The organism is Cellvibrio sp. ARAG 10.3 (assembly GCF_051846955.1).
Taxonomy (GTDB): Bacteria; Pseudomonadota; Gammaproteobacteria; order Pseudomonadales; family Cellvibrionaceae; genus Cellvibrio.
Window position 1 is genome coordinate 390,388 of record NZ_JBPYCU010000001.1, and the last position, 13,815, is coordinate 404,202.

At 53.2% G+C, this 13,815-nt stretch carries 9 protein-coding genes and 1 pseudogene; 7 read left to right on the top strand and 3 right to left on the bottom strand.

Going from position 1 to position 13,815, the window contains the following annotated elements:
* Window positions 1-150: 150 nt before the first annotated feature.
* The 3 genes from ACSV5M_RS01580 (at window position 151) to ACSV5M_RS01590 (ending at window position 6,565) form a co-directional block, all read left to right on the top strand.
* Window positions 151-1,983, top strand: coding sequence for an endo-1,4-beta-xylanase (locus ACSV5M_RS01580; RefSeq protein ID WP_439173697.1), 1,833 nt, complete (start codon window positions 151-153; stop codon window positions 1,981-1,983).
* A gap of 133 nt (window positions 1,984-2,116) precedes the next feature.
* Window positions 2,117-4,564: a family 43 glycosylhydrolase gene (locus tag ACSV5M_RS01585; RefSeq protein WP_439173698.1), complete on the top strand. Its 2,448-nt coding sequence runs from the start codon at window positions 2,117-2,119 to the stop codon at window positions 4,562-4,564.
* 111 nt (window positions 4,565-4,675) lie between these two features.
* Window positions 4,676-6,565, top strand: a complete 1,890-nt coding sequence (locus ACSV5M_RS01590) for a non-reducing end alpha-L-arabinofuranosidase family hydrolase (protein ID WP_439173700.1) — start codon at window positions 4,676-4,678, stop codon at window positions 6,563-6,565.
* 331 nt (window positions 6,566-6,896) lie between these two features.
* Here ACSV5M_RS01590 and ACSV5M_RS01595 read toward each other — a convergent pair whose 3' ends face one another.
* Window positions 6,897-7,706 (bottom strand): alpha/beta fold hydrolase, encoded by an 810-nt coding sequence (locus ACSV5M_RS01595; RefSeq protein ID WP_439173701.1) that lies wholly within the window; start codon window positions 7,704-7,706, stop codon window positions 6,897-6,899.
* A 507-nt stretch (window positions 7,707-8,213) separates the two neighbouring features.
* Between ACSV5M_RS01595 and ACSV5M_RS01600 the strand changes: the two are divergent.
* Together ACSV5M_RS01600 and ACSV5M_RS01605 are read left to right on the top strand one after the other, a co-directional pair.
* Window positions 8,214-9,275: pseudogene (locus ACSV5M_RS01600) on the top strand (glycoside hydrolase family 11 protein); the annotation flags it as partial.
* Window positions 9,276-9,374: 99 nt separating this feature from the next.
* Entirely contained in the window at window positions 9,375-10,313 is a 939-nt protein-coding gene (locus ACSV5M_RS01605; RefSeq protein ID WP_439173703.1) for a HEAT repeat domain-containing protein, read from the top strand.
* 15 nt (window positions 10,314-10,328) lie between these two features.
* On the opposite strand, the gene ACSV5M_RS01610 is transcribed toward ACSV5M_RS01605, so the two are convergent.
* Window positions 10,329-11,219 (bottom strand): LysR family transcriptional regulator, encoded by an 891-nt coding sequence (locus ACSV5M_RS01610; protein ID WP_439173704.1) that lies wholly within the window; start codon window positions 11,217-11,219, stop codon window positions 10,329-10,331.
* 105 nt (window positions 11,220-11,324) lie between these two features.
* On the opposite strand from ACSV5M_RS01610, the gene ACSV5M_RS01615 reads away from it, so the two are divergent.
* Together ACSV5M_RS01615 and dkgB are read left to right on the top strand one after the other, a co-directional pair.
* Window positions 11,325-12,521 carry an MFS transporter gene (locus ACSV5M_RS01615; RefSeq protein ID WP_439173705.1) on the top strand — a complete coding sequence of 399 codons (1,197 nt, stop codon included), beginning with the start codon at window positions 11,325-11,327 and terminating at the stop codon, window positions 12,519-12,521.
* Window positions 12,522-12,573: 52 nt separating this feature from the next.
* Complete coding sequence (gene dkgB, locus ACSV5M_RS01620) at window positions 12,574-13,398, top strand: 2,5-didehydrogluconate reductase DkgB (RefSeq protein ID WP_439173706.1); 825 nt, start codon at window positions 12,574-12,576, stop codon at window positions 13,396-13,398.
* 102 nt (window positions 13,399-13,500) lie between these two features.
* Here dkgB and ACSV5M_RS01625 read toward each other — a convergent pair whose 3' ends face one another.
* Window positions 13,501-13,815: a hypothetical protein gene (locus tag ACSV5M_RS01625; protein ID WP_439173707.1), complete on the bottom strand. Its 315-nt coding sequence runs from the start codon at window positions 13,813-13,815 to the stop codon at window positions 13,501-13,503.

Below are 13,815 nucleotides of genomic sequence, written 5' to 3' on the forward strand. Positions count from 1 at the left end.
TCGATCTGAACGCTGAAAACTTCACTGGCGACTGCTGCCTGGCAGGCTGCCTGTGCAAGTTATTCTGCAACCGTCGTATTCACAAATGCTTGTGAATATATCTGTATCCGATTACTGACTTTCATCAGTAGTTATTTTGAGGAATACATCATGTATAGATCGATAAAAACAATGTCTTGCCCGGCATTACTCAAACGGCCAGTGCAGTGTGTGATGCTGACACTTGCGGCGACGGCCTTGACCAGCACCGCTCATGCAGCTTGCCAATACACGGTAACGAATCAGTGGGGCAATGGCTTTACTGCATCCGTCAAAGTCACCAACAACACCAACGCGGCGGTAAACAGCTGGAATGTCAGTTGGCAATATTCCGGCGATAACCGCGTGACGAACAGTTGGAATGCCAATGTCAGTGGCAGCAATCCTTATAGTGCAAGTAACGCGAGTTGGAACGGCAGCTTACAACCGGGCCAATCTGCCGAGTTTGGTTTCCAGGGCACCAAAGGCGGCGCAGCGGCGCAGGTACCTGCTGTGACCGGCGCACTTTGTGGTGGCAGCGTGAGTTCCAGTTCTGCGCCCTCTTCTACACCCTCGTCGTCTTCCAGCAGCACACCACCGGTCAGTAGTTCATCATCCAGCTATTCTTCGCCGAGCAATAATTTTGCGCAAAACGGTGGAGTGGAAAGTGGCTTGACCAACTGGGGCACTACGGCCGGTACGGTCACCCGTACTACTTCCGTGAGCCGCACCGGCGCAGCCAGTGCATACATCACCGGTCGCACAGCCGCGTGGAATGGTTTGACGTTTAATGCGGGTGCCTTAAACAACGGCAGTGAATATAACGTGGGTGTTTGGGTCAGGCTGGCTGCGGGTTCACCGGACGCAGTTGTGATGCTGACAGCCAAACGTCAGGACGATTCAGACACGTCCACCTATAACGAATATACCCGTGTTGCCATGGCGGAAGTGTCGGCTAACAACTGGACCCTGCTGGAAGGTTACTACACGCAATCGGGTACACCTTTCCAACATTTTATTATTGAGTCCGACAATACCACCGTCAGTTACTACGCCGATGATTTTGTAGTGGCGGGTGATCGTCCCACGTCCAGTTCTTCTTCAAGCTCTTCCAGCAGTGTAGGCAACACCGGTAAGTTCGTCGGTAACATCACCACCTCCGGTGCAGTGAGATCAGACTTCACCCGTTACTGGAATCAGATTACCCCGGAAAACGAAGGTAAATGGGGTTCTGTTGAAGGTACGCGCAACGTTTACAACTGGGCACCGCTTGATCGCATCTACGCCTACGCGCGGCAAAATAATATTCCGGTAAAAGCTCACACCTTTGTGTGGGGTGCGCAGTCGCCGTCATGGCTTAACAATTTGAGCGGCCCGGAAGTTGCCGTTGAAATTGAACAGTGGATTCGCGATTACTGCACCCGCTACCCGGATACCGCGATGATCGACGTGGTGAACGAAGCAGTACCAGGCCACCAACCCGCCGGTTATGCACAACGTGCCTTTGGCAATAACTGGATTCAACGGACGTTCCAGCTCGCGCGTCAATATTGCCCCAACTCCATCCTGATCCTGAACGACTACAACAATATTCGCTGGCAGCACAACGAGTTTATTACACTCGCCAGAGCGCAAGGCAATTATATTGATGCCGTCGGCCTGCAAGCGCATGAGTTGAAGGGTATGACCGCCGCACAAGTTAAAACCGCGATCGACAATATCTGGAATCAGGTGGGCAAGCCCATCTACATTTCCGAATACGATATCGGTGATAACAACGATCAAGTGCAACTGCAAAACTTCCAGGCCCACTTCCCGGTGTTCTGGAACCATCCTCACGTAAGAGGCATCACCATCTGGGGCTATGTCAACGGCAGAACCTGGATTGAAGGCTCCGGTTTGATTTCGGAAAACGGCACGCCCCGTCCGGCCATGACCTGGTTGATGAATTACATCGGTCGTTAATCATCCATAAGAAAAACGGCGATCCCCTGATAAGGGGATCGCCTTCAACCTGAATGTGAAACTTCATCCAAACATAACATCCAGCTAATCAGTGCGAATTAGCGAGCAATATATCCGGGAGATATCAACAACCATGAACATCACCCTCTATTTACGCAAACGCGCAACGCAATTCGTAATGCTGGCAACAGCTGCAGCGTCGATGGCGTTACCGGTACAAGCCGCGTGCGAATACACCATCACCAACCAATGGGGCAACGGCTTTACTGCTTCGGTAAAAGTCACTAACAACACTAACGCCGCTGTAAACAACTGGAATGTCAGTTGGCAATATGCGGGCGATAACCGCATCACCAACAGCTGGAATGCCACGGTCAGTGGTTCAAATCCTTACGCTGCAAGCAACGCGAGTTGGAATGGCAATTTATCAGCGGGCCAATCAACCGAGTTCGGTTTCCAGGGCACTAAAGGTAACGCCGCGCCGGAAATTCCCAGTCTGAGTGGCACGCTGTGTGGCGGTAGTAATCCGATTTCTTCCAGCAGTTCTTCCGCACAATCTTCCGTTGTTGTGTCATCCAGCAGTGCGCTGTCCAGTTCCAGTGTAACGACCAGCGCGAGCAGCTCGTCCTATTCTCCACCCGCAAATAATTTTGCCGAAAATGGCGGCGTGGAAGATGGCTTAACGAACTGGGCAACCACCGCCGGTAGCGTGGCGCGTTCGACGCAGGAGCGCCGCAACGGCTCAGCCAGTGCGTTAATCACTGGCCGCACATCCGCATGGAATGGATTGACATTCAACGTTGGTTCACTCACCCAGGGCAACACCTATGATGTAGCCGTGTGGGTAAAACTGGCCGCCGGTTCGCCAGCAGCAGAAATTATTCTCACTGCAAAACGCGAAGATGATGCGGACAGCAGCAGCTACAACGAATATTCCAATATCGCGCGGGTAACGGCCAACGCCAACAGCTGGACTTTGCTACGTGGCAATTACACGCAGAGTGGAACGCCCTTCCAACATTTTATTATTGAATCATCCAGCACCAGCGTCAGTTATTACGCCGATGATTTTTCTGTGGGCGGTGAACGCGATGACGAGCCGGTTGATTTAGTGGAAGCGAGCAATCCGATTATCTGGGCCGATGTACCCGATCCCTCGGTGATTCGCGTGGGCAATACTTACTACATGACCAGCACCACCATGCACATGAGTCCCGGTGTGCCGGTGATGAAATCCACCGACCTGAAAAACTGGACGCTGATAAATTACGCTTACTCCACCCTTGCTAATAACGCGCAATTGAATCTGGAAAACGGGCAAGAAGCTTACGGTAACGGCTCCTGGGCGAGCAGCATTCGCTACCTGGACGGTACCTTCTATGTAAGTACCTTTTCCTACACCACCAACCGCACCTATATTTATCGCACCAACAATATCGAAGGCGGTTCCTGGACAACCTCGGTGCTTAATGGCCTGTATCACGACTCCGCCTTGTTCTTTGAAAACGGGCGCGCGTTTCTGGTTTACGGCGTTGACGACATTAAACTCATCGAACTCACCGCCGACGCCACCGCTATCAAGCCCGGCGGTATAAACCAAACGATTATTCCTCGCGCATCAGCAATTGCCGGCACAAATTTTTACGTACCTGCCGAAGGCGCGCACCTGCAAAAAATCAATGGCCGTTATTACATTTCGCTGATCAGTTGGCCAGTGACCAGCGGGCGTTCGCAATTAATTTATCGCGCCGATAATTTGACCGGCCCCTATCAAGGCCGCATTGCCTTGCAGGACCAAGGTGTGGCGCAAGGCAATTTAATTGATACGCCGTCCGGTGACTGGTACGCGTTTTTATTTAAAGACAGCGGCGCCGTCGGGCGTATTCCTTACCTGGTGCCAGTGCGTTGGGAAAATGGCTGGCCGGTGTTTGGTGTGAATGGGCGCGTGCCGCAGCAACTGGGTTTTGCGGTGGAAAATTACGGGCTGGCCGGCGTGGTGACGGCGGATGAATTCAATAGCACGCGTTTGCCCTTGCAGTGGCAATGGAACCACAACCCGGATAACAGCGGCTGGTCGTTACAGGCGCGCCCCGGTTTTATGCGCATCACCAACACACGGCGCGACAGCAGTTTTGTCAACACGCGCAATACACTCACGCAACGCACTTTCGGCCCGCAAAGTTCCGCGCGCGTGGCGATGGAAACCAACGGCATGCGCGATGGTGACTACGCCGGTCTCGGTGCCCTGCAAGCGCGTTACGGTTATGTGGGTGTGACGCAATCCGGCGGCAATAAATCCATCATTATGGTGGACACCACGTCCGGTAGCCCGCAGGAGATCGAACGCATCAGCCTCAATCAAAATCGTGTGTATTTCCGCATCGATATGGACTTCCGCAACCAGACCGATCAGGCACGGTTTTATTTCAGCCTCGACGGTTCCAACTGGCGCGCCATCGGCAACACGCTACGCATGACCTATGACCTGGATCATTTCATGGGTTATCGCTTTGCGTTGTTTAACTACGGCACGCAATCCACAGGTGGTTACGTTGACTTTGATTACTACCGCCTGGAGTAACGCATCACTTATCAACACCTACATAAAAACAGCAAGACTTCACCGGCAAAAAGCAGCGCCGTGTTCAATTCAGAAAACGGCGCGAAAACATAACGAAAGGAGAACCTGACAATGTATTTATTCAACCTCAACCCGATATTGCCGAGCGCGATCAAGCGTGCGTGCAGTGTCATTGGTGTGAGTACGGCGCTTGCTGCCTTCACGCATGGCGCGTCCGCTGCTTGTACTTATTCTATCGATAACGAATGGGGCTCGGGTTTTGTGGCGAGCATTACCATCACCAACGATACCAATTCACCGGTCAGTAACTGGAGTGTGAATTGGCAATACAACACCAATCGCATGTCGAGCGGCTGGAACGCAAATTTTTCCGGTTCCAACCCTTACACGGCGACCAGCATGGGCTGGAACGGCAACATCGCGCCGGGCCAGTCAGTGACTTTCGGTGTGCAGGGTGAAACCAATGGCGGCAGTATCGAGCGCCCAACGATCAACGGCAGTGTGTGTGGTGGCAGCTCAACCTCCTCAACACCGGCGAGTTCTTCCAGCGCGCCGAGCACCAGCTCCAGCAGCAGTTCGGTTGCCAGTTCTGTTGCACCATCCACATTGGTATTGCAGGAATCACAAAGTGGTTTCTGTCGCGTTGATGGTACCGTCGATAATGATCATGGTGGTTTCACCGGCGCAGGGTTTGCCAACACCAACAACACGCAAGGTGCGGCGATTGTGTGGGCTGTGCAGGCCGCCAGCAGCGGTCCGCGTACCTTGACCTTCCGCATGGCCAACGGCGGTACCGGCAATAGAAATGGTGCCTTGTTGATTAATGGCGGCAGTAACGGAAATTATTCCGTCAGCTTGCCGGCAACGGGCGGCTGGGCAAATTGGCAAACCGTTTCTGTCCAAGTGGACCTGGTCCAGGGCAATAACGTGTTGCAGTTGTCGGCGTCGACTGCAGAAGGTTTGCCAAATATCGATTCACTGAGCGTCGCCGGTGCCAGTGTGACTGCAGGCAACTGCGGTAGCACCAGCTCCAGTTCTTCTTCCAGCAGCTCTTCATCCAGCTCGCCGTCCTGTGCCTTGCCTAATCGTTTCTCCTGGACCTCGACACCGCCGCTGATTTCACCGCAGCGTTCCAACTGGGCATCGGTAAAAGATCCGAGCATCGTGCGTTACAACGGTTTGTATCACATCTTCGCCACGGTATTTGATACGTCTACCGGCGGCGATGGCAGCTGGGGATCTATCTATATGAATTTCGCCGATTGGAATCAGGCCGGTTCTGCAACACAAAGACCTTTCCAGGGAACGGCCATGGGCAATGCGGTTGCACCGCAAGTGTTTTTCTTCCGCCCGCACAATCGCTGGTATCAAATTACTCAATGGGGTGGTGCCTATTCAACCACCACCGATATCACCAACCCGAACAGCTGGTCACCGAAACAAAAATTATTGCAAGGCGAACCCGCTGGCGCGCTGGATTTCTGGGTAATTTGTAACGCGACCCATTGTTACCTGTATTTCTCGCGTGACGACGGTGTGCTGTACATGTCCAAAACCACCATCGGTAATTTCCCCAACTTCTCCGGCTATTCCATCGTGATGGAAGACCATCGCGGCAATGGCAACAGCTTCCTGTTTGAAGCGGCGAATGTGTATAAGGTTGATGGCTTCAATCAATATTTATTGTTGGTAGAGGCGTATCACACGCCCGGTTACGGCCCGCGTTATTTCCGTTCCTGGACATCCTCCAGCCTTGATGGTCCCTGGACGCCGCTTGCCGATACCGAAGCCAATCCTTTTGCAGGCGAGAACAACGTGGAATGGCCCCAAGGCAAATGGTCACGCGGTATCAGCCACGGTGAGTTAGTGCGCTCCGGTTACGACGAACGGCTCACGATTGATCCGTGCAATCTGGAATTCCTCTACCAGGGTGAAGCCGGAACGGGATCAACCTATGGGCGAATTCCTTACAAGCTTGGTTTGCTGCGGTTAAAACGATAACCGCAAAAAAAGTGGTATTTGGTGTGCTCGTGTTAGCTGCAATGAATTATTTCCCGCAATCCATTGCAGCTTTTTTTCACGGAACCACCAGGGTAATCATGTGAGATGGGTAAGACCCCGCCGATGAATAGCGCTGATGTCGCGGTAAAGGTGAACGAACGCCATCTTTAATGCGCAGCAGCAAACTGACATTGGCATTGCAGCGCCTGGCAACAGGCGCTTTTTTTTTGCTTTACCGTAACCGTAGGTCGGATTAGCGCAGCGTAATCCGACAATGCTTGTGAACAAAATAATTTTTCTTTAGGTAGTTGGATGTCGGATTACGCTAACGCTAATTCGACCTACAGGTGCAGGTGAAACTTCTCATAAAACTCGTCACCAACATCGGTAACAAACGTTTTGCACTGACCATATGATCCTGGCCCGCAAATTCGGTCAGGCTGGCGGATGGCAAGGCGTCCGCAATATGTTTTGCCACACGGTGCATACTCGCCGGACTTTTTTCGCCATACCAGATATGCGTCGGTACCTTAATGGCTGCAAGGCGATCAGCGGGCGGCAAGTCGCGCGTTAGTGCAATGTCATAAGCTAACGTCGGTGCGAGCGCCTTCATGGTTTTCCATCCGGGCATCAAGGGCATCAGCATGATAAACAGAGCCGGCATACCAATACCTTTATAGAAACACCGGATCGCTTTCGCGTTCTTGCCTGCGCGCAATAATGCATACACACGTTCAGCCAGGGTTTCATACTCCGCGCGCTCCTCTTCATCAGCGGCATAAGCCGCATCGTAGATCGCAACACCTTTAACCTTATCGCCCAAACGCAACGCGGCCTCGAGAGCCAACACCGCCCCGGAAGAATGCCCATATAAATACGCCGAACCACCTGCGGCCTCAATCAGCGCGGCAACATCCTCCACTTCGCGTTCAATGGCATAAGGTAAGGTGTCTCCACTGTCTCCGCGCCCCCGGCGGTCATAGTTATAGACGGTGAACACCTGGCTGAATACCTTCGCATCCTGCACTACCGGCATAAAGGAACGGAAACAGGTTGCACCCGTGATGTAAATGAGCGCTGGGCCGCTGCCGTAGGTATCGTAGGCCAACACCGTGCCGTCTTTGGATAATAAGGTTTTCATGGAAGTCCTTCGTGTCGTGGGTTTCTATATAGTCGGTTGTGCACTGCGAAAATCGACACGAGGATATTTTTTTCTGTAAAAGATGCGGCGGGGATAGAATTCTGTTCAAAAATAAAAGCGGTTTTTTCCATAAAAAAGAAAAATAATCTGCCGGCACTATTCATTTATAACACGGTTTTTATCTGCAAATGCGTTGCGCATAAAGCAGCCTTTTAGATCAAATACTTCAGGAAAAACAATCGGGTTACAGCGGGTTTTAAAAAACTTATCGCTATAGAGATATTCTTATATAGTTTATTTGACCATATGGTTATTGTTCGATTGACAATATGAAGGGGCAGCTTTATAAATTTGGGGATCGAAGTAACCATAACTCGGTTTAACAATAACAGCAGGCTGAATGGTTCCTCCGGTAAAAAAACCTGTTCGCAACGAACAGAATTCCTTCACAGTCCTTCCTCCTCTATGAGCGGTATTGGTCGAAAGGCTAACCCCTGGAGTCTAATAATGAAATTAACAATCGCCAGTAAACGCGTGATCTCTTCAATGATTTGGGCCGCCGCGCTGTGTGTATCGGCCGTTAGCGCGCAAACCCTAACGTCAAACCAAACCGGCACCCATAACGGATTCTATTATTCGTTCTGGAAAGATTCCGGTAACGCTTCGTTTGGCTTGCAAGGCGCCGGACGTTATACCTCACAATGGGACAACAGCACCAACAACTGGGTTGGCGGTAAAGGCTGGAATCCCGGTGGCCCGCGCGTTGTAAATTACTCGGGCTACTACGGTGTCGATAACTCGCAAAACTCTTACCTGGCGCTGTATGGCTGGACCAGAAACCCATTGATTGAATACTACGTTATTGAAAGTTACGGCTCGTATAACCCGTCCTCCTGTTCCGGTGGTGTTGACTACGGCAGCTTCCAGAGTGATGGCGCAACATACAATGTGCGTCGTTGCCAACGTGTTAACCAACCGTCTATCGAAGGTAACAGCAGTACTTTCTATCAATACTTCAGCGTAAGAACGCCGAAGAAAGGTTTCGGTAACATTTCCGGCACCATTACCGTCGCGAACCACTTTAATTTCTGGGCCAGCAGAGGCTTGAATCTGGGCTCGCACGATTACATGGTATTGGCGACCGAAGGTTATCAAAGCCGCGGTAGCTCCGACATTACCGTGAGTTCAGGTAGCACTGGCGGTGGCGGCGGTAGCTCCAGCTCTGCACCATCAGGCGGTAGCAAAACCATCGTAGTACGCGCACGCGGCACAACCGGCCAGGAGAGCATCACACTGAGAGTGAACAACACGGCGGTGCAAACCTGGACGTTGAGCACCAACATGACTAACTACACGGCGTCAACCAACCTCTCTGGTGGTAGCGTGGTGGAATTCACCAACGACAGCGGTAACCGCGATGTGCAGGTGGATTACATCAGTGTGAACGGCTCTGTTCGTCAAGCGGAAGCGCAAACCTACAACACCGGCGTTTACCAAAACGGTTCCTGTGGCGGCGGCAACGGTGGCAGCGAGTGGCTGCATTGCAATGGCGCGATTGGCTTCGGTAACTTGTAAGGTTTAACAAGTCAGATGGCGTAACAAAAAGGGGCGAATCACTCGCCCCTTTTTCACCAATACCTTTGGATAATAATAACGAGAGGTATCGCGATGAGTCTTACGGTATACACCAAAAAACATTTACTGCTGGCCACCGCTGTCGGTGCGCTGACGGCTTACATGGTTATTCATCCCGGCGCAAACGATGCCGAAAAAAATCCAAAAATAACCGCGCTGGAAAATAAAATCGTCGACCTGGAAATCGTATTGGCAAAAAAAGAACAAGAACTGCTCGACGCACGTTTATTCGCGTTTGATTCCGCAGAGCAACCGCGCCCTGTAGAGAAAAAAACCACCACCACACCTGATGTGGTAACCGCCATGCAGGCTGAACAAGCCGAGGTTCAAGCACCCATAAGTAAATCAACCGCCGCGCGCGATCAAGCGGTAAAAGACCTGGTTACGCAAACGGAAAATGACCCACGCTCACTCACCGAAAAAATCAATGAACTGCTGGCGAGTAACCCCAGCCGCGAAAACCTCGCCATTGCCAGCAAAAGCCTTTACGACATGGCAGAAAACCCGACCATCCTGCCCGACTACGCACTCAGTGCCCTTTATCACAATCAAACCAACCCGGATATCAAACGCGTTGCCGCACAAGTCATGTCGCTGCGCGGCGACAACACCTTAATTGAAAAACAAATCACCGACGCGCAAGCCGGCCTGAACAGCCCCAACCCGGAAACGCGCCAGAAAACTTTGATTGAATTAGCGAAAACCCGCTACCACAGCGCCGCCGATGCCATCGCACCCCTGCTGCAAGACAAGGACATCGGCGTAAAACTCGATGCGCTCCTCGCGCTGCGCGCCACCGGCAATGAAAGCCATGTGTACCTGGTACAGTCGTTGGTTAACCACCCGGATGAATCCGTCAGTTGGTTAGCGAAAGATGTGATCAGTGATTTGCAAATTCTCAGCGACCGTGCGCGCACGCAGATTGCGAGCACGGATATTGTGGCGGAGTTGCCGGTGGCTGAGGCGCCGTAAAAAATCGCGGCCAGATTAAAGTGAAAGCCGCGGCGCAATATGATCCAGAAAGGCACTGATCCGCGATGACACCGCCGTATTACGATAATAAACCGCCTGCACCTGTTCCCGTGGGTGCGGGCTTTGCAAACTGCCCGGCAAGACTTCCACCAGCGCACCTTCCGCCAGCGCCTTATGCACCATGAAGCGCGACAGCAGCGCAATGCCGTGCCCTTGCAAACACAACTGCAACACCGTCTCACCACTGCTCGCCGCGATCACCGGCGTGATCGCCAAAGCGCCAGCGCTGAAATGCCACAGGTTTAATTTGGGAATGTCGGCAAACCCGATCAGGCGATGGCGGTTGAGTTCTTCAATAGTCGTCGGTTTGCCCAACTGAGCCAGATAATCCGGGCTGGCCACCAAATGCAATGGACTGCGACCGAGCAGGCGCGCGTGCAGGTTGGAATCTGTCAGACCACCGATACGGATCGCCAGGTCGGTACGTTGCTCCAGCAAATCAATCAAGGCTTCACCGGAGACCAGCTCAAGCTGAATGCGCGGATAACGCGCACGGAATTCAGCCATTAAAGGCACCAGCTGATGCAGGATAAACGGGCTGGCCGCATCGACGCGCAACTTGCCGGCCGGCTCCGCCGATAAATTCCTGAGTTCGGCCTCCGCCTCGGCGATCTGCAACAGCGCTGGCCTGATCTGCTGCACAAAGCGATGTCCCTCCTCAGTGGGAATCACCTTGCGTGTGGTACGCGCAAACAAATCTACCCCAAGCCGCGCCTCCAACTGCGCGACCGCGCGGGATACGGAGGCGACCTGGCAGTCCAGCGCCCGCGCCGCCGCCGAGAAGCTGCCCTGTTCATACACGGCCAACAGCTGTTCCAACTGTGCCCTTTCCGAGATTATTGTCATTTCATTAAAAGTCTTTTGTGGTTTTGCTCATTTTTCACAATAGTTACTGCCTCCACAATAGCGCCCATGCAAAAACCTGCTGTATCACCTATTGAGGAGAGTGTTATGCCCCTTGCACTGTGGGCGCTTACCTTGAGCGCTTTTGCCATCGGCACCACCGAATTTGTCATTGTCGGTCTGGTGCCCACCATCGCGCAGGATCTCGCGATCTCTGTTCCCTCCGCCGGTTTGCTGGTGAGCCTGTATGCATTAGGCGTTGCGGTCGGCGCGCCGGTATTGACGGCCTTGACCGGCAATTGGCCGCGCAAGCCCTTGTTGCTGGCGTTGATGACGCTGTTTATCGGCGGCAACCTGCTCGCCTTTTCCGCGCCCGGATACGAAACCCTGGTGCTGGCGCGAGTACTGACTGGCCTGGCCCACGGCGTGTTCTTCTCCATCGGCTCGACCATCGCCACCAACCTGGTCAGCAAGGACAAAGAAGCCAGCGCCATCGCGCTGATGTTTTCGGGCCTGACGCTGGCGCTGGTGACGGGTGTTCCTTTGGGTACCTTTATCGGCCAGGAGCTTGGCTGGCGCGCCACCTTTTTAGTCGTGGCCTTGTTGGGTGTGGTTGCATTGATCGGCAGCGCCATACTGGTGCCGAAAAACCTGCAGCAAACGCCGGCCAATTCCCTGTGGTCACAATTGCAGGTGCTGACTGAGCCACGCCTGTTGCTGGTATTTGCCATGACCGCCGTTGGCTACGGCGGCAGCTTTATCGCCTTCACCTATCTTGCCCCGGTGCTGCAACAGGTCACCGGCTTCGCGCCCGGCGCTATCGGTCTCATCATGCTGGTGTATGGTGTGTCCGTAGTGGTGGGAAATATCTGGGGCGGCAAACTGGCGGATCGCAAAGGCCCGGTGCCAGCACTCTCGCTGATCTTTATCGGGTTGGCCGCCGTGCTCGCCGTGTTCAGTTTCACCGCCCAGTCGCCGGTACTCGCCGTACTGACGGTATTGGTCTGGGGCGCCTTTGCCTTCGGCAACGTGCCGGGCTTGCAAGTCTATGTGGTGCAACTGGCCCAGAAATACCGCCCGCAGGCTGTGGATGTGGCGTCGGGTTTAAACATCGCCGCGTTCAACCTGGGCATCGCCTTCGGTGCCTGGTTCGGCGGCCTGGTGATAGCAGAACGCCCCCTGACCGATACCGGCTGGATCGGCGCGCTGGTGGTCCTACTAGCGCTGGCCCTGACCCGTTGGTCCGGCGCCCTGGAGCGTAAAGATAAAGCCATCCCTGCGCAGGTTATTGCCGACGCAGAGTAAAACCCTTGCATCATCGGCAGGAAAAACCTGCCTTTTTTATCGGAGATTATTCATGACGACAAACACCATTTCGCCGCAAGCCATTCCAGCTTTAGGGATGGGCACGTTTCGCCTGAAAGACGAGGACGCCTACGACGCCGTGCGGCTGGCTCTGGATGCTGGTTACCGCCACATCGACACCGCGCAGATCTACGGCAATGAAGCACAGGTCGGAAAAGCCATTGCCGACAGCGGCGTCGCACGCAGCGATATTTTCCTCACCACCAAAGTTTGGCTCGACAACCTCGGCGCGGACAAATTTATCCCGTCTGTGAACGACAGTTTGCAGGCACTGCAAACCGAGTACGTCGACCTGCTTTTGATCCACTGGCCCACACAAACGGGCGGCGTGCCGATGAGTGAATATCTGGCGGAATTGAACAAAGCCAAAATCCAGGGGCTCGCACGCGAGATCGGTGTTTCCAACTTCACAGTGGCGCAATTGCAGGAAGCGATCAACATCCTCGGCGTCGACAACATCGCCACCAACCAGATCGAAGTCCACCCCTATTTGCAAAACACCACACTGCGCCGCTTTATGCAACAGCAAGGCATACAACCAACCGCCTACATGCCCCTGGCCGTCGGCAAGGTTTTAAAAGACCCGGTATTGCAGGACATTTCAAACCGCACCGGCCACCCGATACCGCAACTGGTACTGCGCTGGATTCTGGACCAAGGTATGGCCACGATTCCCATGTCGACCAAAAAGCACAACCTCGAATCCAACCTTGCCGCGCAACACATTCGTTTATCGCCGGATGATGCGGCGCTGATTGATGGGCTTGATTGTGGTGAGCGTATTGCTAATCCGAGTTTTGCGCCGGTGTGGGATTAGGAGAGGACGAGTTGTTAAAGATAAAATCCCGCATTTAGGTGCGGGATTTTTTATTGGAGTTGGTTCAATCGTGTTAGCAAGTTGGCGCTATGGTTGGCGGCCTTATACTTCATCGCTCACCTGCTCCCACTCATCGCCGTAACCGATCCGATCAAGATAACCGCTGATAATATTCATGCTGCGTTCCATCCAATATTGCAAGTCCACTTCCCCCAATACCTCAACACCCTTATCCCGATCTTCCGCTGCGGCCTCCAGCATTCGCCAGAAGAACCGGGATAAAGCAATGGCTTGTTCTTTGGAGGTAATAGAAGCGATGTTCCGAATAATGCCAATAAGATCGTGTGCTTCAAGTTGATTGGCATAGTGCAAGCAAACTTGCTGTGCTTTTTGGTCTTTGCCGGTAAAGTCCAACAT

Coding starts and splice junctions, on each gene's coding strand:
- ACSV5M_RS01605 (WP_439173703.1), top strand. CDS start 9,375: ATGAGTCTTACGGTATACACCAAAAAACATTTACTGCTGGCCACCGCT.
- ACSV5M_RS01610 (WP_439173704.1), bottom strand. CDS start 11,219: ATGACAATAATCTCGGAAAGGGCACAGTTGGAACAGCTGTTGGCCGTG.
- ACSV5M_RS01580 (WP_439173697.1), top strand. CDS start 151: ATGTATAGATCGATAAAAACAATGTCTTGCCCGGCATTACTCAAACGG.
- ACSV5M_RS01615 (WP_439173705.1), top strand. CDS start 11,325: ATGCCCCTTGCACTGTGGGCGCTTACCTTGAGCGCTTTTGCCATCGGC.
- ACSV5M_RS01585 (WP_439173698.1), top strand. CDS start 2,117: ATGAACATCACCCTCTATTTACGCAAACGCGCAACGCAATTCGTAATG.
- ACSV5M_RS01590 (WP_439173700.1), top strand. CDS start 4,676: ATGTATTTATTCAACCTCAACCCGATATTGCCGAGCGCGATCAAGCGT.
- dkgB (WP_439173706.1), top strand. CDS start 12,574: ATGACGACAAACACCATTTCGCCGCAAGCCATTCCAGCTTTAGGGATG.
- ACSV5M_RS01595 (WP_439173701.1), bottom strand. CDS start 7,706: ATGAAAACCTTATTATCCAAAGACGGCACGGTGTTGGCCTACGATACC.
- ACSV5M_RS01625 (WP_439173707.1), bottom strand. CDS start 13,815: ATGTTGGACTTTACCGGCAAAGACCAAAAAGCACAGCAAGTTTGCTTG.